At 45.3% G+C, this 23,204-nt stretch carries 21 protein-coding genes; 14 read left to right on the top strand and 7 right to left on the bottom strand.

All coding sequences use genetic code 11. The features are described 5' to 3' along the window. The first annotated feature begins 60 nt into the window (after nt 1-60). Nucleotides 61-876, top strand: a complete 816-nt coding sequence (locus tag AB4484_RS00905; RefSeq protein ID WP_193840834.1) for an alpha/beta fold hydrolase — start codon at nt 61-63, stop codon at nt 874-876. A 43-nt stretch (nt 877-919) separates the two neighbouring features. Here AB4484_RS00905 and plsY read toward each other — a convergent pair whose 3' ends face one another. Continuing rightward, nucleotides 920-1,516: a glycerol-3-phosphate 1-O-acyltransferase PlsY gene (plsY, locus tag AB4484_RS00900; protein WP_009847793.1), complete on the bottom strand. Its 597-nt coding sequence runs from the start codon at nt 1,514-1,516 to the stop codon at nt 920-922. Nucleotides 1,517-1,654: 138 nt separating this feature from the next. Here plsY and folB point away from each other — a divergent pair, with 138 nt between their 5' ends. From folB to AB4484_RS00885, 3 genes are read left to right on the top strand one after another with little or no spacing between them, the layout of a single operon-like run. Continuing rightward, nucleotides 1,655-2,014 (top strand): dihydroneopterin aldolase, encoded by a 360-nt coding sequence (gene folB / locus AB4484_RS00895; protein WP_004735969.1) that lies wholly within the window; start codon nt 1,655-1,657, stop codon nt 2,012-2,014. Continuing rightward, nucleotides 2,011-2,493, top strand: coding sequence for a 2-amino-4-hydroxy-6-hydroxymethyldihydropteridine diphosphokinase (gene folK, locus AB4484_RS00890; RefSeq protein ID WP_372075998.1), 483 nt, complete (start codon nt 2,011-2,013; stop codon nt 2,491-2,493). Before folB ends, folK begins: the two co-directional genes overlap by 4 nt. Nucleotides 2,494-2,508: 15 nt before the next feature. Further along, nucleotides 2,509-3,312 carry an undecaprenyl-diphosphate phosphatase gene (locus AB4484_RS00885; protein WP_010434624.1) on the top strand — a complete coding sequence of 268 codons (804 nt, stop codon included), beginning with the start codon at nt 2,509-2,511 and terminating at the stop codon, nt 3,310-3,312. Nucleotides 3,313-3,404: 92 nt separating this feature from the next. Here AB4484_RS00885 and AB4484_RS00880 read toward each other — a convergent pair whose 3' ends face one another. Continuing rightward, entirely contained in the window at nt 3,405-4,721 is a 1,317-nt protein-coding gene (locus AB4484_RS00880) for a multifunctional CCA addition/repair protein (RefSeq protein WP_372075996.1), read from the bottom strand. Between the two features lie 36 nt (nt 4,722-4,757). Here AB4484_RS00880 and AB4484_RS00875 point away from each other — a divergent pair, with 36 nt between their 5' ends. Together AB4484_RS00875 and AB4484_RS00870 are read left to right on the top strand one after the other, a co-directional pair. Further along, the gene (locus AB4484_RS00875; RefSeq protein ID WP_372075994.1) at nt 4,758-6,428 is read left to right on the top strand and encodes an AAA family ATPase; all 1,671 of its coding nucleotides are present in this window, start codon (nt 4,758-4,760) and stop codon (nt 6,426-6,428) included. Continuing rightward, nucleotides 6,428-7,432, top strand: a complete 1,005-nt coding sequence (locus AB4484_RS00870; protein ID WP_372075992.1) for a general secretion pathway protein GspB — start codon at nt 6,428-6,430, stop codon at nt 7,430-7,432. The genes AB4484_RS00875 and AB4484_RS00870 overlap by 1 nt, the downstream gene beginning before the upstream one ends. Before the next feature lie 105 nt (nt 7,433-7,537). Here the strand turns inward: AB4484_RS00870 and AB4484_RS00865 are convergent, their stop codons facing one another. The 3 genes from AB4484_RS00865 to AB4484_RS00855 form a co-directional block, all read right to left on the bottom strand. Beyond that, nucleotides 7,538-8,149 (bottom strand): TIGR04211 family SH3 domain-containing protein, encoded by a 612-nt coding sequence (locus tag AB4484_RS00865; protein ID WP_017062917.1) that lies wholly within the window; start codon nt 8,147-8,149, stop codon nt 7,538-7,540. 205 nt (nt 8,150-8,354) lie between these two features. Next, nucleotides 8,355-9,617 carry an inorganic phosphate transporter gene (locus AB4484_RS00860; protein ID WP_017061418.1) on the bottom strand — a complete coding sequence of 421 codons (1,263 nt, stop codon included), beginning with the start codon at nt 9,615-9,617 and terminating at the stop codon, nt 8,355-8,357. 128 nt (nt 9,618-9,745) lie between these two features. After that, nucleotides 9,746-10,426 (bottom strand): TIGR00153 family protein, encoded by a 681-nt coding sequence (locus AB4484_RS00855; protein WP_010434644.1) that lies wholly within the window; start codon nt 10,424-10,426, stop codon nt 9,746-9,748. 207 nt (nt 10,427-10,633) lie between these two features. Here AB4484_RS00855 and AB4484_RS00850 point away from each other — a divergent pair, with 207 nt between their 5' ends. Continuing rightward, nucleotides 10,634-12,151, top strand: a complete 1,518-nt coding sequence (locus tag AB4484_RS00850; protein WP_248402368.1) for an inorganic triphosphatase — start codon at nt 10,634-10,636, stop codon at nt 12,149-12,151. A gap of 51 nt (nt 12,152-12,202) precedes the next feature. On the opposite strand, the gene AB4484_RS00845 is transcribed toward AB4484_RS00850, so the two are convergent. Further along, entirely contained in the window at nt 12,203-12,952 is a 750-nt protein-coding gene (locus tag AB4484_RS00845) for an ion transporter (RefSeq protein ID WP_333007649.1), read from the bottom strand. Nucleotides 12,953-13,049: 97 nt separating this feature from the next. On the opposite strand from AB4484_RS00845, the gene AB4484_RS00840 reads away from it, so the two are divergent. The 3 genes from AB4484_RS00840 (at nt 13,050) to hldE (ending at nt 18,933) form a co-directional block, all read left to right on the top strand. Then, entirely contained in the window at nt 13,050-14,306 is a 1,257-nt protein-coding gene (locus tag AB4484_RS00840; RefSeq protein WP_052880123.1) for a methyl-accepting chemotaxis protein, read from the top strand. Nucleotides 14,307-14,531: 225 nt separating this feature from the next. Then, nucleotides 14,532-17,381 (top strand): bifunctional [glutamate--ammonia ligase]-adenylyl-L-tyrosine phosphorylase/[glutamate--ammonia-ligase] adenylyltransferase, encoded by a 2,850-nt coding sequence (gene glnE, locus AB4484_RS00835; protein ID WP_372075989.1) that lies wholly within the window; start codon nt 14,532-14,534, stop codon nt 17,379-17,381. Between the two features lie 121 nt (nt 17,382-17,502). Continuing rightward, nucleotides 17,503-18,933, top strand: a complete 1,431-nt coding sequence (gene hldE, locus AB4484_RS00830; RefSeq protein WP_372075987.1) for a bifunctional D-glycero-beta-D-manno-heptose-7-phosphate kinase/D-glycero-beta-D-manno-heptose 1-phosphate adenylyltransferase HldE — start codon at nt 17,503-17,505, stop codon at nt 18,931-18,933. 130 nt (nt 18,934-19,063) lie between these two features. Here hldE and tolC read toward each other — a convergent pair whose 3' ends face one another. After that, a complete protein-coding gene (gene tolC / locus AB4484_RS00825; protein WP_050635030.1) occupies nt 19,064-20,383 on the bottom strand; it encodes an outer membrane channel protein TolC in 1,320 nt (439 codons plus the stop codon). A 227-nt stretch (nt 20,384-20,610) separates the two neighbouring features. On the opposite strand from tolC, the gene nudF reads away from it, so the two are divergent. Genes nudF through yqiA form a run of 4 tightly spaced genes read left to right on the top strand, consistent with a single transcriptional unit; the run spans nt 20,611 to nt 23,190 of the window. Further along, nucleotides 20,611-21,240: an ADP-ribose diphosphatase gene (gene nudF, locus AB4484_RS00820; protein WP_017061425.1), complete on the top strand. Its 630-nt coding sequence runs from the start codon at nt 20,611-20,613 to the stop codon at nt 21,238-21,240. A 4-nt stretch (nt 21,241-21,244) separates the two neighbouring features. Then, nucleotides 21,245-21,685 (top strand): DUF1249 family protein, encoded by a 441-nt coding sequence (locus AB4484_RS00815; RefSeq protein WP_008222561.1) that lies wholly within the window; start codon nt 21,245-21,247, stop codon nt 21,683-21,685. Nucleotides 21,686-21,744: 59 nt separating this feature from the next. After that, the gene (gene cpdA / locus AB4484_RS00810) at nt 21,745-22,569 is read left to right on the top strand and encodes a 3',5'-cyclic-AMP phosphodiesterase (protein ID WP_372075985.1); all 825 of its coding nucleotides are present in this window, start codon (nt 21,745-21,747) and stop codon (nt 22,567-22,569) included. A 15-nt stretch (nt 22,570-22,584) separates the two neighbouring features. Further along, nucleotides 22,585-23,190 (top strand): esterase YqiA, encoded by a 606-nt coding sequence (gene yqiA / locus AB4484_RS00805; RefSeq protein ID WP_372075983.1) that lies wholly within the window; start codon nt 22,585-22,587, stop codon nt 23,188-23,190. Nucleotides 23,191-23,204: the final 14 nt, after the last annotated feature.

Below are 23,204 nucleotides of genomic sequence, written 5' to 3'. Positions count from 1 at the left end.
ATATCCTAGCTTACCGACTGTATGTCGATAAATAATTGCTGATAGAGATTAGGGAAGAAAATGAACAAGTTCACAGTAGACAATCAATCGATGGCGTACCTAGATGAAGGTCAAGGCCCTGTTGTTGTACTCGGCCACAGTTACCTTTGGGATAGTGCAATGTGGAAGCCGCAGATCGAAGCATTAAAGGCTCAGTATCGCTGTATTGTTCCAGAGCTTTGGTCTCATGGTGAATCTCAAGCAGCACCCACTTCGATGCGTAACTTGAAAGATTACGCTCAGCACGTTTTGGCTCTGCTTGATCATTTAGAGATCGAAGAATTCTCAGTAGTTGGCTTATCGGTTGGCGGTATGTGGGGGACTGAGTTAGCGGAACTTGCACCTGCACGTATTAAGTCTTTGGTTCTAATGGATACTTTTGTGGGTTTAGAACCAGAAGTTGCTCACGCTAAGTACTTCAGCATGTTAGATACCATCACTCAAACCAAGACGGTTCCTCAGCCAATTGTTGAAGCGGTTGTACCTCTGTTCTTCGCTAATGACGCTCAAACCAACACGCCAGCTTTAGTTGAAGGTTTTACTCAGCAGTTATCGGCTCTTGAGGGCGACAGCGCTGAAGAAGTGGCACGAATTGGTCGAATGGTGTTTGGACGTCGCGATATGATTGAATCGGTAGAGAACTTTGCTCTGCCTGTTTTGATTGCTGTAGGACAAGAAGATAAACCACGTCCGGTACTTGAGTCATACCTAATGCACGATTGCATTACGGGCAGTGAATTAGTGGTGATTCCTGGCGCAGGTCATATTAGCTCGTTAGAGCAACCAGAGTTTGTGAACACAATGCTGAAGACGTTTTTAGATAAACATCTGCTGTAAGCTTTAAATACTGAATATTATGGTTCGGCTTAGACGTGACAGTTTAAGCCGATTTTTTTTGTCCGAGTTTTGGTTCGCTGCCATCGAGTAGGCGGCGGATATTCTGGTGGTGACGTAACACGATCAAACAGCACAGCATGGCTACTGGTAATGTGTATTGAGGTTTGACTAACCAAGCGTAGAAAGGGGCAAGTAGCACAGTAACCAGTGCCGCTAAAGAAGAGTAACGAAACAAAAACGCCACCACTAACCAAGTCGCCATGATCATTCCTGTTAGATCGAATCCTATTGGGGCGATAGCGCCGAGTGCGGTTGCCACGCCTTTACCACCTTTGAAGTGGAAGAAGATCGGATACATATGACCTAGACACGCCGCAATTGCGACAACCCCAAGAATGATTGGGTCGATCTTGAGGTAGTAGCCAAGCCAGACAGGGATAGTGCCTTTCAGCATGTCACACAGGAGGACGGCAGCAGCGGCGCCTTTACCGCCAACGCGCAGTACATTAGTGGCTCCTGGGTTATTAGAGCCTACCGTTCTTGGATCAGGAAGTCTTAAGACTCGGCATATCAAGACCGCACTAGAGATTGAACCTAGCAAATAGGCTGCAATGATCATGATTAGTGCCAATGGGGTCATGTCTTTCCTTAAACGGTTATAAGCCTAACGATGGGAAAATAATGCTCAATCCAAGAGTAATTGATATCATATCTCGAATTACGCAAATAATACGTTTTTTTCCCCCATATGGGTATCCGACCTCTAAAAGGACAAGTCATGGCACTGGATAAAGTTTTCATTGAACAGCTAGAAGTAATTACAACGATCGGTGTTTACGATTGGGAGCAAGAGATTAAACAGAAACTTGTGCTTGATATTGAAATGGCTCATGACAACCGCCCAGCAGGTAAGAGTGATGATGTGGTTGATGCTTTGGACTACTCGACTGTGAGTACTGCCGTGCTTGACCACATTGCGAATGGCCGATTTCTATTGGTTGAACGTGTCGCAGAAGAAGTCGCTGAATTGATCATGACTCAATTCTCTGTGCCGTGGATTAAAATCCGCTTAGCGAAACCTGGCGCAGTGCCACAAGCAAAAGCCGTTGGCGTGATCATCGAACGAGGTCAAGCATGACAGTAGCCTATGTTGGTGTTGGCACGAACATAGACCGCGACAAGCATGCAAGGGTGGCATGGACAGAGCTTCAATCGTTAGGGACTAACCTTAAATGTTCTAAAATCTATCACTGTGAGCCCGTGGGTTTTAATAGCCATCCGTTTTATAACTTTGTGATAGAGCTCGACACATCACTTTCATTGACTGAATTTTTACAGCAGCTGCGTAAAATTGAGTTTAAATGGGGTCGCTCTCAAGATGCGCACAAACTACAAGATCGAAAACTCGATCTTGATATTGTGCTGTTTGGAGAGGAGATTTCTGATAGCGATCCAGAGCTGCCACGCAGTGATATCTACAAATATCCTTTTGTAACACAACCGCTTTATGATCTTTGTCCTGCGCGAGTTATCCCGCAAGACGGAAGAACCGTCAGTGAAATATGGCAGAAGATGCAGCAATTAGACTCGCTCTCTGTCGTAGATATAAAACTATAATTTTTAAGGTAAGTAATGAGTTATTTTGAAGCGTTTATATTGGCGTTGGTGCAAGGCTTTACTGAGTTTTTACCTATTTCCAGTTCTGCACATCTAATCCTTCCTTCTGCTGTTTTAGGCTGGGAAGATCAAGGTTTGGCTTTTGATGTCGCTGTCCATGTCGGTACTTTGGCAGCCGTGGTTATCTATTTCCGTAAAGAAGTGGTCTCTCTGTTGAGCGCATTCTTTGGTTCAGTGTTTAAAGGCGATCGCAGTAAAGAAGCGAAGCTAGCGTGGATGATCATTCTCGCGACGATTCCTGCGTGTATCTTTGGCTTGTTGATGAAAGATATTGTTGAGCTTTACTTACGCAGTGCGTGGGTGATCGCGACGACAACGATTATCTTTGGTCTATTGCTATGGTGGGTGGACAAGAACTCAAGCCTGCGCGATGACGAATACCAAGCGGGTTGGAAAAAGGCGCTGTTTATTGGTCTTGCTCAAGCAATGGCGATCATTCCGGGCACGTCTCGTTCTGGCGCAACCATTACCGCGGCGCTTTACCTTGGTTTCACACGTGAAGCGGCGGCTCGATTCTCTTTCTTGATGTCTATCCCAATCATCACTCTGGCTGGTGGTTATTTAGGTCTTAAGTTGGTGACAAGTGGTGATCCAATCCATGTTGGCACTTTGCTAACGGGCGTTGCGGTGTCTTTCATCAGTGCTTACATCTGCATCCACTTCTTCTTGAAGCTTATCTCTCGTATGGGCATGACACCGTTCGTTATCTACCGACTGATTCTAGGTTGTGGTCTGTTTGCTTTCTTAATGATGCAGTAACAGACGCGGACAACGGTCTCGCTGTAAAGATTGAAACAAAAGGCCCGCTTAACAGCGGGCTTTTTAATACGTTTTAGTTAGTGCGGTGATGATTAACTGCTAGCGAGTTCTGATAGGGCGTTTTCAATTGCGATGGCTCTGCGTTTCTCTTGTTCTTCTCGAATATCTTTACCTTGAAAGCCATCGGCAATAATCGCCTTAACTTCGACTTGCAGCGCCGCTTGGTAAGCCACTTCAAAACGCGCTTTTTGAGGATAAGGTTGATCTTCTAATCCTTCTCGGCCTGCGTGGTCGGCCTGGCAGCAAAGCAGTATATCGTCGAGCCTATCTGGCTTACGCCAAACATCGAACTTGTTGAGAACCTTGAGAAAGGTGGTTGGCTTGAGCTCGCCTGCACGGTGGATATTAGAATGTTGCTCGCACACTAACAGCGCAAGATCTCTGAACTCATTGGGCACTCTGACACGCTCACACAGCTTTTTAATGATTTTTAAGCCCGTATGGCAATGCATTTTGTGGCTTGGCCATTCGCTTTCTGGCGTGACGCCTTTACCTAAGTCATGCACTTGAGCTGCAAAGCGTACCGGTAATGAGGGGCTTAATAGTGCGGCTTGCTGAGCAACCATCAGAGTGTGAATGCCCGTGTCGATTTCAGGGTGCCATTTTTCAGGTTGAGGGACGCCAAATAGAGCGTCAATCTCAGGTAATACGACTGCCAATGCACCACACTCTTTCAATATAGAGAGGAACACTTCAGGGTGCGGCGTACTAAGAGACTTATGCCACTCTTGCCAAACTCGTTCTGCAGTAAGGTGTGCCAGCTCACCAGATTGGACGATCTCACTCATCATATCCATGGTTTCAGGTGCAACCGTGAAGTTAAGATGGTGAAGCTTGGCGGCGAAGCGAGCCACACGTAGTACACGAAGAGGGTCTTCAACAAAAGCGTCTGAAACGTGTCTTAAAACACGATCTGAGAGATCTTTCTGACCATGGTAAGGATCGTAAAGTTGGCCTTTATCATCTTGAGCGATAGCGTTGATGGTCAGATCTCGACGCATCAGATCTTCTTCCAAACTCACGTCTGGAGCGAAGTAACACTCAAAGCCTGTGTAACCGGAACCGGATTTTCTCTCAGTGCGAGCCAGTGCGTGCTCTTCTTTGGTTTTTGGGTGCAAGAATACGGGGAAATCTTTTCCCACAGCAGTAAAGCCAAGGTTTTCCATCTCTTGAGGGGTACTCCCTACCACGACCCAGTCTCTATCATAACTATCAATATTGAGCAGCTTATCGCGCACTGCTCCACCGACTAGATAGCGTTGTAGCCCGTTATCTTTTGGTAGGCTATCGTAAATTTGCAACTTATCACCTCGAAATGTTTTATCACTGCTGGACTTTACTGCAAGCAATGGTACTTTCCATTAATCGTAATTATAGGGCAGCACATGTATAAGGAATATTTTGGCTTCGTTGAGATGCCATTTTCGATTGTACCAAATTCTCGCTACTTGTTTTTGAGTCAGCGCCATCAAGAAGCGATGCAGAACCTACAAGCCGGTTTAGGCGAGGGTGGGGGCTTTGCGATGCTTACTGGTGAGGTTGGTACAGGGAAAACAACGGTCGCTAAGGCGATGTTGTCTTCATTGGATAGTCATACTCAGGCTGGCCTTATACTTAACCCTACGTTTTCCAATACGGATTTACTTGAAGCAATCTGCGATGAGTTTGAGGTCGAGTACCCTGAACAAGCATCGTTGAAACAGCTCAGTCAGGCTATTCATTATTTTCTACTTGATAGCCATGCCGAAGGCATTCAAACCCTATTGGTGATCGATGAAGCCCAACACCTCGCTGCCGATGTGTTGGAGCAGTTACGCCTGCTAACAAACTTGGAAACCGACAATCGTAAGCTGTTAAAAGTACTGTTGGTCGGCCAACCTGAATTACAACAGCACTTACAAACCACGCAGCTGCGTCAGCTAGCGCAGCGCATTACTGGTCGTTATCACTTACTGCCTCTTAATACTGAAGAAACGGGTAAGTACATCGCGTTTCGTTTGGAGACGGCGGGTGGCGAGCAGATGTTGTTTTCGAACCGTTCTATCAAGCTGATTGCTCAATATACGCATGGTATTCCAAGGCTCATTAACTTGGTGTGTGATAAAGCACTGCAGTTGGCTTTTCATGATGGTGAGCAGCTACCGAGCAATGAAACGGTTAACCGAGCGTGTCAGCAGGTTATGTCCTTTCAGGCCGATGTGTATCACGTCGAGAAACCTCGAACTTCTCGTGCTGCGCCCAAGTTATTCCAATACGCAGGGATTGCGACGTTAAGCGTTGGTCTTGCAATAGCGACCTTTAACTTCGCTCCAAGCTATATCAATGATTGGTTGCCTACGGATGCTTCAAATGAAGCGAAGACTGAAGTGTTAGCACATACTCAGCGTTCATTGGTGGCCGATGTTCCTAAGTTGCTTGCCGAGCCAAAACCTGCCAAGTTTGAATTGCCGCAACACATTCAACAACATTTGATGCAGGGGACCAATCGTTCTCTTGCTATCAAGGACTTGTATATGCTGTGGGGGTATCAATCTTCACTGCGTGATGGATTGTGCTTAAGTGAGCCACAAAGTGTTTTTGTGTGCGAGCAGCAGCAGGCCAATTTGGATACATTGTTAGAACTCGGCGTGCCTGTGGTACTTAATCTCGACATAGACCAAAAGCCTGTGTTTGCTGTGCTGTATGGCGTGTCTGAGGATTCTGTAGAGTTACTGGTGAATGAAAAACTGTTGGTGATGCCGAAGCAATCCTTAGAGCAAATCTGGCAAGGCGATTATGTCGCTATTTGGAAACAGCCGCTGCGAGAGACCCTCAAAGAGGGCTATCAAGGTGAAGCGGTTGCTTTACTTGATCTACTGCTTTCTGAAGTATTAGGAGAGGTTGTTTCCGGTAGTGATGTATTTGATTATGAGTTAAAAATGAAAATCGAAGCATTTCAAACTTGGCAGGGTATGTCGGTTGATGGTATCGCTGGTAAGCGCACCTTGGCAAGATTGCAGAGATTAGCTCAACTCGATTCGCCTAAGTTGATGTCACTAGAAGGGGGCGAAAGCTAATGTCACGTATTATGCACGAACTTAAACACTCCTCTGGAAAACAGTCGTCTATTAATCAGCACTCTCTTAGCAAACCAAGCTTCAAAGGCTACCAGAATCATCATGTTCCTAATTCTGCAAAAGGGATGAGCAACAAACGAGGTTCATCGTTAGCGATGGGGCTACTCTTAATCTTGGTTCCTTCTTTGTTGGTGGGTGGCGTTCTGGCTTATCAATCGTATAGCCAACAACAAGAACCAGTGAACAAAGCTGCCAATGTCGCTCTGCCAGAATTAAAAACTGAATCAGACATTGAGCCTGAAATTGCTGATGCTGATATAGCAAGCATGGATGCCGTGTCTGAGGAAGAAGATGCATTGTTCGCTGTTCGTCCAGCACCGGCGAGCCAACCGTTGAAAGCGCTGCCAAGGCAAGAGATGTATGCACAGATTGATTCTGGTACTAATAGTGCAAACACCGCTGGTGGCTCAGCTGTGATCTTAGCGAATGCTGATAACAACACTCAAATGACAACCAGTTCTGAATCGTCACCTGTTCAACCAACCGTTCAGCCTGGCGCGAGTGATGAAACGACTGCTCTGCAATCAAGCACTGATCAGCAATCAAATAGTGACTTACAATCGGACAGTGATCTGCTGCAAGGGCTAGACCTCAGTGAGTTACCACCTGATTTAGCATTGAAGCTTGAATCCATTATGGGGGAGCAACAAAGCGCTCCTGAGCCGATGGACTCTAGACCCGCAGGGCAAAGAGGCTCTCAGGTTATTGAGTTGGAAACGCACACCAATAGCTTATCAGGAGTCCTTCCTAAGTTAGACCTACAAACCCATATGTACTCGAGTAGCGAAACTAAGCGTTGGGTAAAAGTGAACGGTCAAGAAGTGGCGCAAGGAGATTGGATTGGACAAGACATTCAATTACTGGAGATTAAGCCACAATCGGTGATCATAGAGTTCAATCAGCAGAAGATAGAAATCCCAGCTCTGTACGAGTGGAAAGGCTAGCGAGCTCTAAAGGTATCTAGATAACAGACAAATAAAAAGGAGCACCGAGGTGCTCCTTTTTGATATTCGATACTGAGTTTACTGTACCTGATACAAGCGTTACGTCTACGCCCAACCGTTTGGTGATTTTCTGCGACGAGGCATGATGTGTGGCAGAACAAGGCCTAGAAGTAGACCAATACCCGCAACACCACCACCGTACATGAAGTACTTCAATAGCAGGTCGTCTTTTTGAGTGTCTAGCTTAGCGCGCAGTTCACGGTTCTCTGTTTGAGAGCTCGTTAGCTGTTGGCTAATTTCACTGTAGTTCTGTTCTAGTTCAGCAATCTGCTTGTTACGAGAATCTAGAGAGCTTGCTAGGCCAGCTTTTTCGCTGTCAGCACTCTGACGAGCATTCGCTAGCTTACCTTTAACTTCCGTCAGCTCTTTCTCTAGCTTAGGCATACGCAGTGCCATGCTTTCTTGAGTGCTTACAAACTTGCTTTCAACCCAACCTTTACGGCCACGGTTGTCTTGAATTTGGGTGTAACCCGTACTCTTGTTAGTTTGTAGGAATGTAATCTTTTCACCAGCATCAACACTACCGATGATACGGAATGTGTTGTTTGGGCCAGAATGCATATAAGTAAATAGTTTGTCAGCAATATAACGGTCTTGTGCAAAGGCAGCTGGAGCCGCAAGCATTGCGAACAAAACTAAGCTAATCAGTTTTTTCACAGTAAATCCCTTAACGATTCAAATTGGGTAGGCGTATGAGTCAGCCTCAATCAGCAAATAATATTTAGTTTCTTTATGCGGTGCAACAAAGAAGGGAGGCAAAGCCTCCCTTTCTGTGCGTTTGAGTCAATAATGACATGGCATTTACATATCGTTACTGAAGCTCACACTGTTCTGACGCTAGTATTCACTAACGCAGTCGCGATTACATAGTAAACGCAGCTTGAATTCCGTAGAAGAACACAACAGCAAGTAGAGCACCTGCAGGTAGTGTCACAATCCAAGAAGCCACGATATTACGTACAACGCCTAAGTTTAGTGCTGCGATACCACGTGCAAAACCAACACCTAATACTGCACCAACGAGTGTTTGTGTAGTAGAGATTGGAAGGCCAGTACCTGAAGCTAGTACAACCGTACATGCAGTTGCAAGTTGTGCAGCAAAGCCACGGCTAGGTGTTAGTTCTGTAATACCAGTACCAACGGTTGCCATTACTTTATGACCCATTGTTGCAAGACCAACAACGATACCGAAACCACCTAGAGGAAGAATCCACCATGCGATCGTACTCTTACCTGTGATTTCACCCATGTGCTCAACGGTTGATACAACAGCAGACAGTGGACCAATCGCGTTCGCAACGTCGTTTGAACCGTGTGCAAATGCCATCGCACAAGCTGTGATAACCATTAGTACAGAGAATATGCCTTCAACACCAGCAAAGCCGTGGTCTTCTTCACGATTAGCGAATTTCTTCTGGATGTATAGGTAACCGCCGATCATAACAAGCGCAGAAACGCCAGCAGCCCAAACCCATGCTTCAGTGTTGCTTAGGTGCAGACCAACGTGCTTAAGACCTTTCTTGATGGTTACAAGTGCAATTACCATTGTTGTAATGAACATGTATACCGGTACAAAGCGTTTCGCGTTAAATAGCGGGTTCTCTGTATCAAAAATCAGTCGTTGAGCACTTACAAATATGACGTAAGCGAAGAAGCCGGAAATAACGGGTGTGATAATCCAACTGCCCACAATACCTTGAACACTGTTCCAGTCTACAGCTTCAGTACCTACAGAAATACACGCAAAACCGATGATTGCACCGATGATTGAGTGAGTCGTAGAAACCGGCCAGCCCATGTAAGAAGCGAGAAGTAGCCATGTACCAGCAGCAAGAAGTGCAGACATCATGCCGTACACAAGTACATCTGGTTGATGAGCGAATAGAGACGTTTCGATAACACCTTTACGGATCGTGTCTGTTACTTCGCCGCCCGCAAGGTAAGCACCTGCGAATTCAAAGATCATTGCGATAATGATCGCTTGTTTAACGGTTAGAGCTTTAGAGCCTACTGAGGTGCCCATTGCGTTCGCAACGTCATTTGCACCAATACCAATAGCCATCAAGAAACCGAAAGCTGCTGCAACAATAATCAGGACAGTGCCGTAGTTAGCAAGGATATCCATCGTAATACCTAGTTGTTTGATAACAAGCGGAACAAATTTAGACGCAAAAAACCGCTCAGCGAGAGAAATACTCAGCGCATAAGTGGTTTGTTCAAAAAATGCTCTTCGTTATATGGTTAACGTATGATTTAAGATCGAGAAAGCATTACTTCAAGACGAGCGCCTACACGCTGTGCTTGATCTGCAATACCACCAACCCATTCAAGAATTTTGTATAAGAACATGATATCAACTGGATTCAGATCGCCTTCAATTGCCATTAGTTGTTGGCGTAGTTCGATCTGCATCGCATCCGTGTCATCTTCAATTACATCTAATTGATGAATCATTTCGGCAACGAGTGTTACTTCACGGCCTTTAAAGCCAGTCTCAAGTAATTCGTCTAATTCATTGATTACGTTTTGCGCTTGGTTCGCTGCATCTAGACAACGTTTAACGTAAGCGATGAAGTTTTCTTGCATAGGAGCAGGAATGACAAGTTGACGACCATATACACGGCCAGCAATGTCTTTCGCTAGGTTTGCGAGTTTGTCTTGTTGCGTTAATAGCTCCAACATATCGGTGCGATCAACTGGCATAAACAAACCACGAGGAAGTTTAAGGCGAATTTCACGTTTTAGTACGTCAGCTTCTTTCTCAAGGTGAGAAATTTGAGCTCGAATTTCTGATGCTTTTTCCCAGTCACCTTTTGAAGAAACTTCAAAGAAATTAACTAGGTGAGAACAACATTCGTTCACGCATACTACGTGACGCTGCAAAGGTTTAATTGGGGACTTTGCAAATAACCCCATAATTGTATTTACTGGCATGGTCATCCAACCTAATAAATAATAACCTTAAAACAACATACACCATATTCATGGTGAAATGTTAAGCGATGGCTACAAAGTCGCGCATGTTAACCTAATCAATCTCTCATTAAAACTGTTTTAGATCATCATAAGGGCGATATTTCTGACTTGCCGACTTTTCAAATTGGCAATATCCTGTCCCTATCTTCACAGAAAGGTATAACTATGGAAACCGAGATAGAACTGAAGTTTTTTGTTTCTCCTGAATTTTCAGAGACTTTACGCAATAAAATTGCTGAAACTAAAGTACTTCAGCACAGTTGTCGTGAGCTAGGTAACATCTACTTTGACACCGCTGACAACTGGCTACGTAAGCACGATACAGGCTTACGCATTCGACGCTTTGATGACGTATTTGTACAAACCGTAAAGACTGCTGGTCGTGTGGTTGCTGGCCTGCATCAAAGGCCTGAATACAATGCAGAACACGACAGCAACGAACCTAAGTTAGCCCTGCACCCAGAGGATATCTGGCCAGCAGGTAAAGACATCGAAACGTTGCAAGCTGAGCTGACTCCTCTGTTCTCTACCAACTTTACGCGTGAGCAATGGTTGATTGGTATGCCTGATGGTAGCCAAGTCGAGGTCGCATTCGATCAAGGCTTCGTTGAATCAGGCGACCTGCAAGAACCGATTTGCGAAGTCGAACTGGAGCTTAAATCTGGTCAAACGGATGCGCTATTTACATTGTCTCGCCAATTCTGCGAACAAGGTGGCATGCGTTTGGGTAACCTAAGCAAAGCAGCTAAGGGTTACCGCCTTGCTCAAGGTTATCAAGGAGATGAAGCCACTCCTTTGACCTTAGTTGATACTGACAAAAGTGATACCGTTGAATCGTGTTTCATTCAATCTTTAGAGCATGCTCTCGCTCATTGGCACTATCACGAGCAGATTTTCACTGAGCGCCAATCGATTGAAGCGCTACATGAGATCAGCCACTCGCTGAGTTTTATTCGTCAAACCTTCACTATCTATGGTGGCATTGTCCCAAGACGCGCGAGTGCTATTTTACGTCAAGAGTTGAAGTGGCTTGAGCAAGAGCTCGACTGGCTGAAAAGCTATGATCACTTCGAAGACTTGCTGGAAGATAAAGGCCATGTACTACGTAAACTCGATGCGCGTAAGTTCTTAGTCGCTGAGCTTAAAGAGATGCAAGAGCAACTGCCAGATCGTGAAGATCTGCTTACCTTGCTGAGCTCTGCTCGTTACACCGGTTTATTGTTAGATTTGAGCCGTTGGATCTTGTCTCGTGGCTGGCAGCCTTTCTTAGATGAGAAAGCGCGTGAGCAAATGGGCCGTGGTATTGAATGGTTTTCCGTGCAGCAACTCGATCGCACATGGGCAGACTTGATGGAAGCTTTCCCACCAGAGCGAGTGATGACTAGCCAAGCGTATATTGAGCAGCAATACCGTTTGATGCGTAATCTGTATTCTGGTGTTGGTTTCGCGAGTTTATATGATGACGCTGAACGAAACAGTTTCCGCTTGCCATGGGCCGATATGGTGCAAGGCATTGATGACTTGTTGGCACTTAAAACATTAGAGCCTTTGACTGAGAAGCTGGAAGGCGATGAGAAGGTTCAGCTAGAGCGTTGGTTAGCTCGTCAAGAAGTGTCTATTCTGCATGCGATGGAACAGACACGCCAAATCAGTGTTGAGGTTGAGCCATACTGGCAAGACTAAACTCAACAACCGTATCAATATAAGTATGAATTTGAAAATAGGGCTACGGCCCTATTTTTTTGTTTGTTGCTCAAGTTTTTCGAGTCGCTCTAAGATCTTTTGTTGCTGCTCGATGATCTTCTCAAGGTGTTTCTCTTTGTTTTCCGCTCGTTGATTCTCATGATGAGTTGGGGAGGTGATCAAAGAAGTAATCAAGCCTGAAATCATACCAAACACACCGACACCGCAAATGATCACCATAGACGCGACTAATTTTCCTGAGCTCGTGACTGGATAATGATCGCCATATCCCACCGTGCTGATAGTAACGAAAGCCCACCATAAAGCATCTTGGCCAGTGGTGATGTTGGCATTGGGATCTTTGTGCTCTAACAGCAATATTGTTCCAGCTCCAATGGTCAGGAGAATGACCAGCAACAATATAATTGAGGCGAGGGTGGTTTCTTTGCGATTGCGGAATAGCTCTCTGAAAACGCGTTTACCCGAGCGAAGCACAAGAATCACACGCAGGATCTGAAAAATGCGAGCGAAACGAAGAGGCTCGATCATTGGGATGCTTGCTAAGAAATCGATCCAGTGTACTTTTAGAAATTCTTTTTTGTTTTGTGATCTGAATAGATCAATTGTGAGCTGAAAAAGAAAAACACTACAGATTATAAAATCGAGGCCGATAAGGACTTGTTTCGATTCTTTATCGATCGGTACGAACAATAAGCCTGAGATCACAAATAACGCTAAGAAAGAGAGAATCAGTGACAATAAGCTCATCGGCTTGGTGGCGTCTTTGGTATTATTCAACATTCATACGAGGCTCAAAATAAATCGCGAACTTTGACTGACATAGCCACCTCGCGGATATAGAAGCCATCAATATATAAGAATTAATGGAGAACTGACAATGACTAAACTGTCATTCAAGCCGTGGGAAAGGGTAATCTCTGACGTTCGTCTCGTTCCAAAAATGGTCATGTTGATGATATTCAGCACTATCTTGATCATTTCGAAGCAGCTATGGGACGCAAGTACGTTTTACGATTCATTGCTTGCTGTAACGAACAATGCGCAAGTCGCACAACAGCATTACGAGACTTACCTAGTTCAAGTGGCTTGGCAAACAGCCTTGATGATCATTGTGTTTGTGGTTCTTCTGTTAGCAGCGGCGCGCGTTATGCTGCGCCAGACTCAATACCTTAATGACGCCATTAAAACCATGGCAGATAAGAACTTATCAGTGCCGATTCAAATGGACTGTAAAGATGAATACGGCGATGTGGCACGCGAACTTGAAAAAACTCGCGTTCAACTGAACGACATGATCAAAACTCAGGTGGCCTCTTCTGATGAGCTGTTTGCTCTGACGGAAGTGATGACCATCAGCATGTCTGAAACCAAAGAGTCAGCGCAAGAAGAGTTCAACGAGATCGATCAGCTGGCAACAGCAATGAGTGAGATGACGTCGACGGTGCAAACTGTCGCTGAGCATGCGCAAAGCGCTTCGTCATTGACTGAACAGGCATCAGGCCAAGCTCTTACTGGTCAGAAGTTCGTTCAAGGGTCAGTGTCTAAGATGAGTGAGCTATCTTCAGATATCGCAGCATCTGCAGCCGCGGTAAACCAAGTAGAAGAACGCGTTGACTCAATTGGCAGTGTGGTTGGTACTATCCAAGGCATTTCAGAACAGACAAACCTATTAGCATTGAACGCTGCGATTGAAGCGGCACGTGCCGGTGAAGCGGGGCGTGGTTTTGCGGTTGTTGCCGACGAGGTTCGTAACCTTGCGCAGCGTACTCAGCAAGCGACGGTAGAGATTCAAGACATGATCAGTCATCTACAAAGCAGCGCTAACTCTGCGGTAGAGCTGATGGAGAAGAGTGTTGTAGAAGCGGCTGAAGGCGTTGATCTGGTAACCAATGCTGGTTCTGAGCTTGACGGCATCGTAAGCCAAGTCAATCAAATCAATGATATGAACTTCCAGATCGCGACAGCTGCAGGCCAACAGAGCAGTGTTGCTGAAGAGATGAGCGTCAACCTGACCAATGTACGCGAGCTTGTTGAAGCTTCAGTGGTTGTTGTTAGTGAGCTGCTAGAGACCTCTCAGCTTATGGAAAGCAACGCGCAAGAACTCGACGGTAAGATTAAGCAATTTAAGGTTTAGTCCTCAGCACCTAGTCTTCATCCGTCAAAGGCTTATTCCTAGAGACTGTTTCTCAGTTGTAAGCTCAACCAGATAAGTTAATCGATAAAACGCCCACATTGCTAATGTGGGCGTTTTTTATTGGCGTAACTTTGGTATAACTTATCTTTAGTTATGAAAACTCGTTATTGAAGAACTGAATCGATAAACCGATTGTTCGGCGCGCAGCTTATACAAGGAAGAAACATGCCATTGCCTTCTCAACTCATCACTCACTCCCAGTCTGCTTTTGAGCAATTATTAGAGCATCAAAGTGAAGCTATCAATACTTGGTCTGAGCCACTGACTGAAGATCTTAAACGTGTACTCGGTTTAAGCTGTTTTATTGGTGATTGCCTGCAGCGTGATACGGTTTTATGTGGTGACTTACCTGATATCTTGGCATGCGAAGAACGCGCTGAAGAGTACCGAGAACGACTGGCTGAATTACTTTCTGGTTGCACCGATGAAATGAGCGGTCAGCGCGTGCTGCGTCAATTCCGCAATCGAGAAATGACCTACATTGCTTGGCGTGATTTCATGGGTTCGTGGGAACTAGAGCAGAGCCTAAATCATCTATCGATGTTGGCTGAGGCAATGATTTTCGAGACCTATCAATGGCAGTACGATATTTGTTGTAAAGAGTGGGGCACACCTTGTAATGAGCAAGGTGAAGCACAACCGATGCTGATCATTGGTATGGGCAAACTAGGGGGCGGAGAGCTTAACTTCTCTTCTGACATCGACCTGATCTTCACCTACCCAGAGAATGGCGAAACCCAAGGTGCAAGACGCAGCATTGCCAATGCGCAGTTCTTTACCCGTCTAGGGCAACGTATTATTAAGGCGCTTGATCAGCAAACCTTCGATGGATTCTGCTATCGAGTCGACATGCGTTTACGTCCATTCGGTGAGAGTGGTCCACTTGTGATGAGCTATGCGGCACTGGAAGATTACTACCAAGAGCAAGGTCGCGATTGGGAACGCTACGCGATGGTGAAAGCGCGAGTGATGGGCAGCGAAATGTACCCTGAATACCAAGAGCTCCGCCAGATGCTGCGCCCATTTGTATTCCGTCGTTATATCGATTTCAGTGCGATTCAATCTTTGCGTCGTATGAAGTCGATGATAAGCAGTGAAGTACGTCGTCGTGGATTATCAAACAACATCAAGCTGGGGTCTGGTGGGATTCGCGAAGTGGAATTCATTGCACAAGTATTCCAATTGATTCGTGGTGGCCGTGAACCGAGCCTTCGTGGTCGAGGGTTACTGGAAACCTTAAGCGCGATTGAATCACTTCATCTGTTAGAGGCAGAAGAGGTAGGGCACTTACGTGAGGCTTATCTGTTTTTGCGTCGCCTTGAGAACCTGTTGCAAGCAATGGCCGACAAGCAAACTCAAACCTTACCTGACGGTGAATTCGAACAGTTGCAACTCGCTGTCGCAATGCAATTCACTGATTGGGATAGTTTGATTGAGGCAACTCGTGCTCATATGGCCAATGTACATACCGTGTTCGAAGATCTGATTGGGGTTGATGAAGATGACGCCAACCCGATCGCGAGTCACTTTAGTGAACTGTGGGATATGGCCCATAAGCCAGATGTGATTGAACATGTTCTGGAGCATGATATTGCGATTGCTAACCCACCGGAAGCCGCGAAAACGATTATTCAATTTAAAGCCGATTTGGCTAAGAAGACCCTTGGCCCACGCGGTCGTGAAGTCCTCAATCGATTGATGCCGAAAGTGTTTCAAGCACTGTACACCGCTAAGGATGCCGAGTTTGGTTTGTCGCGAGTACTGCATCTGCTGCATAAAATCGTTACGCGTACCACTTACCTTGAGCTACTCGATGAACACCCTGCAGCATTGACTCAATTAGTTCGTTTATGTACGGCAAGCCCGATGATTTCGGAGCAGTTAGGTCGTTATCCAATCCTGTTAGATGAGCTTATCGACCCTCAGCAACTCTACAATCCAGTGCCATTAGAGTCGTACAAAACAGAGTTGCGTGATTATCTTGCTCGTATTCCTGAAGATGATATGGAGCAACAGATGGAAGGTCTGCGTCAGTTTAAGCAGACCTGTATATTGAGAATTGCAGCCGCGGATATTGCGGGTGCTCTACCTGTCATGAAGGTCAGCGATCACCTGACCTACTTAGCAGAAGCCATTGTGGAGGCGGGGGTCAATCAAGCTTGGTTACAAGTATCCGCCAAGTTTGGTGAACCGACCCATGTTAAAGATCGCGAAGGTCGCGGTTTTGCTGTCGTTGGCTATGGCAAAGTCGGCGGTTGGGAGCTTGGCTATAACTCCGATCTCGATATTGTGTTCATGCACGACTGCCCGGTACACATCTATACTGACGGTAAGAAAGAGATTGATGGACGCCAATTCTACTTAAGATTGGCGCAGCGTATTATTCATATTTTCTCGACCAGAACTGCTTCTGGCATTCTGTACGAAGTTGATACTCGCCTACGCCCTTCGGGTGCATCTGGCCTGTTGGTGAGTCCAACCGATGCTTTTGACGAGTATCAGCACAATGACGCGTGGACTTGGGAACACCAAGCCTTGACTCGCGCTCGTATGATTTATGGTGATGACTTATTGGCTTCGGCATTTAACAAAACGCGTCATGAGGTTTTGTGCTTGGCGCGTGATGAGGCAACACTCAAAAAGTCCGTTGTGGATATGCGTGAAAAAATGCGCGGCCATTTAGGGGGAAAAAAGGCTGATCGATTCATGCTCAAACAAGATGCGGGTGGTATTACCGATATTGAATTCTTAGCGCAATATTTAGTGCTTAGATACAGCAATGAGAAGCCAAAGCTTACTCGTTGGTGTGACAATGTACGAATCTTCGAAAGCTTGTTGTCACAAGGGATTATGGACGAGCAGCAAGGCATGGCATTAACCCATGCTTATACAACATTAAGAGATGAAATCCACCACCGTAATCTACTTAATCTTGATGCGGATGTGGCGATTGAAAAGTTTGAAATGGAAAGAGATCATGTTGTTCAAGCATGGAAGCAGTGGATGGAAGCATAACCCAGTCATACAGTAGTGACGGATGTACCTATCTTGATAGGCTTTTACTCATTTATCTATAGTTTAGCCTCTGTAATCAGTGTGCTAGACTCTAGCCAGATTCGATTTTTGGAGATCCATAATGAAACCAATTCTACCTGACTACAGCCAATCAGGCGTTCTTGTTGTCGGTGACGTAATGCTTGACCGTTACTGGTATGGTCCAACTGGCCGTATTTCACCAGAAGCACCTGTACCCGTTGTAAAAGTAGAAAATAACGAAGAGCGTCCCGGTGGTGCAGCTAACGTAGCAATGAATATTGCTTCTCTTGGTGGGCATGCTCATATCGTTGGTTTGACCGGTAAAGATGAGCCGGCTGAGGTGTTAAAAAATACCTTAGGCGCACTAAAGGTTAAATGTGATTTCGTTGAGTTAGAAGATTACCCAACCATTACTAAACTGCGTGTGATGAGCCGTGGTCAGCAGCTAATTCGCCTTGATTTTGAAGATAAATTCGAGAATACGGATCCTGAGCTTGTTTTATCTCGTATGGAGCAAGCGCTGCCAAATGTGCGCTCGGTAATTCTATCTGATTACGCAAAAGGTGCGTTGGAGCACGTGCAGAGCTTTATCCAAAAAGCACGCGCAACAAAAGTTCCTGTGTTTATCGACCCGAAAGGTGCAGACTTCGAACGCTACCGTGGTGCGACTTTACTGACGCCAAACATGGCTGAGTTCGAGTTGGTTGCTGGCAAAGTAAAATCTGAAGAAGAAATGATCGAAAAAGGACTCGCACTGATCGAAGAGTTTGATTTCGAAGCTTTGTTGGTGACTCGTAGTGAACATGGTATGACGCTGCTTCGCAAAGGTTTAGAACCATTCCATTTGCCGACTCAAGCGAAAGAAGTGTACGACGTGACGGGTGCTGGCGATACGGTTATCTCGGTACTGGCGGCTTCTGTTGCTGCTGGTAAACCACTGGACGAGGCGTGTGCACTGGCGAACGCTGCTGCGGGCGTGGTAGTAGGTAAGCTGGGTACATCTACACTGTCTACGATTGAGTTAGCGGAAGCGATTCACGGTAGCCAAGACACAGACTACGGCGTTATCTCTGAAGCGGCACTGGTTGAAGCGGTGAAGCGTGCTCGTGCGAAAGGCGAGAAAGTGGTTATGACCAATGGCTGCTTTGATATTCTGCATGCTGGTCATGTTTCTTACATGAATCACGCGGCTGAGCTTGGTGACCGTTTGATCGTTGCGGTGAATACAGACGAATCAGTGAAACGCTTGAAAGGCCCAGGTCGCCCTGTGAACCCAACTGATCGTCGTATGGCGGTATTGGCTGGCTTAGGTGCAGTTGATTGGGTTGTACCATTCTCTGAAGATACCCCTCAACGTTTAATCTCTGAGGTACTGCCAAGCATTCTTGTGAAAGGTGGTGATTACAAACCTGAAGAGATCGCTGGTGGTGCGGAAGTGATTGCAGCTGGTGGTGAAGTGAAAGTACTTAACTTTGAAGATGGTTGCTCTACCACTGAAATCATTAAAGCGATTAAAGGTGGTCGAGGCTAACTCTTAGCCTTCTCGTTTTCTAGTCTCAAGGCTTAACTTTGAGTTAGGTTGAGAATTCGCTTATCAATAGATAATAAAAATGCCGCTCAATGAGCGGCATTTTTGTAGGGGTAACTTAAGTAATTAATAATTACTTACTTGCTACTTTTAGACCTGCGTTTACATCAACAATGTCTTGTTCGCTTAGCGTACCAACTGCTTGACGAAGCTGAAGGACACTTAGGATGTAGTTGTAACGAGCATCTGAAAGATTTTTGTTCGCATCGTATAGACGACGAGTCGAATCTAGTACGTCAACGATAGTACGAGTACCTACATCAAAACCAGCTTCTGTTGCTTCTAAAGCAGACTGAGCAGAAACTACAGATTGTTCGTAAGCGCGTAGAGCACCGATCGAAGCACTGATGTTGTTGTTGAATGCACGTACGTCTTTTACAACACTACGGTAAGTCGCTTCTAGATCTTCACTTGCTGCAACGTAGTTGTATTCAGCCTGTTTAGTCAAAGAAGTTGTGCTACCACCTGTGTATAGAGGTACAACTAAGTTCAAACCGATGTTTAGGTTGTCAGAGTCGTAGTCATTTACGCTGTTAGAGCTGTCTGTCTGTTCTGCAAGACCGTAGCTACCATCTAACGTTAAGCTTGGTAGGTGACCAGAGCTTGCTAGAGAGATGTTATCTTTCGCTACATCTTGAGAGATACGTGCAGCCAATAAGCTAAGGTTCTTTTGTTCAGCTTGTTCAACAAGTGCAACTGCAGATTCAGAAGATTTGCTTGCTGAGAAACGATCAGTATCTAGGATGCTTAGGTTAGAGTGTTCCTGACCTGTAATCTCGCGTAGACCTTCGTAGCTATTCGTTAGGTCGTTCTCTGCAAGAACTTCATCAGCCAAAACGCCATCGTACTGAGCTTGCGCATCGTGCACATCGGTGATTGCTGAAAGACCTACTTCAAAACGCTGTTTAGTTTGCTCTAGTTGACGAGCAACTGCTGCTTTCTCTGCACGAACAAACTCTAGGTTATCTTGAGCTCGAAGCACTTCGAAGTATGCTGTCGCAACACGAAGGATCAAGGCTTGTTGTTCTGCCGCGTAAGCTGAATCAGATTGACGAGCAGTTTTCTCTGCCGTGTCTAGAGTGATCCAAGAAGAACGCTGGTAAAGCTCCTGACTGAAACCAATGCCAACACCCCATTGGTTGTTATCATTGCTGATATCGCTTCGGTCACCACGATTAATATCGTAGTTAGCTGTTAGATTAATTTGCGGTAACAAAGAGCTACGGCTTGACGTTACTGCTTCAAAAGCGGCATCGCGCTGCGCTGCTGAACGAAGAAGTTGTGGATCGTTCTGTTTTGCTTGGTCGTAAACTTCAGCTAGCGTATCAGCAAAAGCTGACGAACTCAGGCTGCCAATTGCTGCACTGATAAATAGTGGAAGCAGTTTTTTCATTTTCCTATTCCTGCCTTTTATGGAATTTTCTTTAAAAGAGTTTAACCCAGTTTGGTGGTAATTTACTCGAAACTTTGCACTTTTTTACAGTTAACTGTCCACTTGTGCAATATTTATTTTTTAAAACTTAACTTTAATTATAAATTTTATATAAAAAGTTGAACCTTATCCTTGGTAGTTAACTCGGACAATGAGTAAACTATAAAGATCACTTAGTGAGGTACCAAATGCAACAGTATGACAATCAACGACATGAGTTTACTCCGCAAGATGTGGAAATAGTCTCAAAAGAGACGCTGTTTCGTGGTTTTTTCAAAATGGTTAAGTACACATTTAAACATAGACTGTTTGAGGGAGGCTGGAGCCAACCAATAGAGCGTGAGATGTTTGAGCGTGGACATGCTGCCGCTTTGCTACCTTATGATCCTGTGCGTGATGAAGTTGTGATCGTTGAACAGATCCGTGTCGGTGCCCTAGAGCATGAGAACCCATGGCAATACGAAATTGTTGCTGGGATCATTGATACTGATGAATCACCACAAGATGTCGCTCGTCGTGAGGCGATGGAAGAAGCCGGAGTCGAAGTCGGATCTGTGTTGCCTATTACTTCGTATTACCCTTCATCTGGTGGTTGCTCTGAAAAGCTCGACGTCTTTGTTGGCTGTGTTGATGCAACGACAGCCAAAGGGGTACACGGGTTGGACTACGAAGGTGAAGACATTCGTGTACAAGTGATGAGTCGCGAAGCTGCTTATCAGTTGGTAAAAGATGGTGTATTTGAAAATGGAGCCACAATCATTGCGCTACAGTGGCTACAATTGAACTACCAAGAATTACAGTCAGAGTGGATAGATTAACGTCATGCCAAATATCGCGGTCAAAAAACCGTATCATGTTGATCTTGCTGAATTGATGCGAGTTTACGAGACTAACTATGCCAAACTGAACGCTTTGTTACCGGTTGGGCATGAGGTTGGTGACGTTCGCTGTTACCAAGCCGTTAATATGGTGTATCAATTGACAGTGAATGAGGTCACAAAATACACCACATTAATAGATATATGTCAGAGTGACGCGATGCCAGTGTTTCCTTTGCCAAAAATGTCTGTCAGGCTATATCACGACGCTCGAGTTGCAGAAGTGTGCGCTAGCGGGGATTTTTCGCGAGTCAAAGCGAAATATGACTATCCCAACACTAAGCTTCTGCAAAAGGACGAGAAATTTCAATTGAATAAATTTCTTGGGGAATGGTTAACGTTTTGTTTAAAAACTGGTATCAGCCGAACCCCAATTGCCTTTTAATTGAGCCTATTTATCAACACTTTTAAAGTCTAAACAGTAACGTATCTGGATTTGTTATTTTGGAATTATCACACACTTCAAAATTTGATGAGAGCACTATTAAGCTTGTGCAGCTAACGGACACGCATTTATTTGCGCCGAGCAATGGCAGCTTATTAAGCATCAACACTCAAGATAGCTTTCGTGCTGTAGTCGATGGCATTGTTAGTCAGGGCTTTGACTATCAAGCGATTTTAGCAACCGGTGATATCTCTCAAGATCACAGTGCTGAGTCGTACCAGAAATTTGAGTCAGGGATTCAACCTTTGGAAAAGCCATGTTATTGGCTGCCAGGGAACCATGACTTTAAGCCTAATATGGGCAGTGTTTTACCATCACCACAAATACAGTGTGTTGAGCATGTCTTGCTAGGCGATAACTGGCAGATGGTGATGCTAGACTCGCAGGTGGTAGGTGTGCCTCATGGTCGCCTCAGCGATCAACAGCTTGATCTGTTAGAACAAAAGCTGACGGAGTTCCCTGAACGTAATACCTTGGTTCTATTGCACCACCATCCATTGTTGGTTGGCAGCGCATGGTTGGATCAACATAACCTAAAAGACGCCGATCAATTTTGGGATGTGGTTCAACAGCACACCAATGTTAAAGCGGTACTTTGTGGTCATGTTCATCAAGACATGAACCGAGATCATCATGGTGTACAAGTCATGGCAACCCCATCGACTTGTGTGCAATTCAAACCTAACTCAGATGACTTCGCGGTTGATACTTTGTCTCCGGGTTGGAGAGAGATTGAATTACATCAAGACGGTACCGTTAGCACGCAAGTTTCTCGTTTGCCTCATGGGCAGTTCTTGCCTGATTTTAAGGCTGCTGGTTACTAATGAAGGTGGTTATTGATGCAAGGCTCTAATCAACAAGCTAATAAGCCATCACTACTTCTCTATATTCATGGGTTTAACAGCTCATCACGTTCTCATAAAGCGAATGTGATGGCAGATTACTGTGCGAAGCATCGCGCTGATATTAAAGTTGTAACCCCTCAACTGCCGAGTTTCCCCCAGCAAGCGGCACTTCATTTACAGCAGCTGGTGGAGCAATACAAAGAGCAATATCAAATAGCGTTGGTCGGTAGCTCGCTGGGTGGCTATCTTTCAACATGGTTGAATAGCCACTATGGTTTTAAAGCGGTGGTTGTAAACCCTGCAGTGAAGCCTTATGAGCTTCTTGCTGACTATTTAGGTGAACAAGTAAACCCATACACAGATGAACGATATGTACTGGAAACAAAGCATATTGATGAACTGAAGGCGTTAGAGGTTTCGGCTATCGCTAAGCCGAGCGACTTCTGGTTACTTCAGCAAACGGAAGACGAAGTTCTGGATTACCGACAAGCGGTAGAGAAGTACCAAGGTGCAACACAGACAGTAGAAGAGGGCGGGGATCATAGCTTTGTTGATTTTGAACGCTACCCACAACAAATCATCACCTTTCTAAATCTTTAATCTGTTCCACCAAC

It is taken from the genome of Vibrio sp. 10N.261.46.A3 (genome assembly GCF_041472995.1).
Taxonomy (GTDB): Bacteria; Pseudomonadota; Gammaproteobacteria; order Enterobacterales; family Vibrionaceae; genus Vibrio; species Vibrio coralliirubri.
The sequence above is the reverse complement of the archived record's forward strand: the minus strand, read 5'-3'. Positions and strand labels throughout refer to the sequence as shown.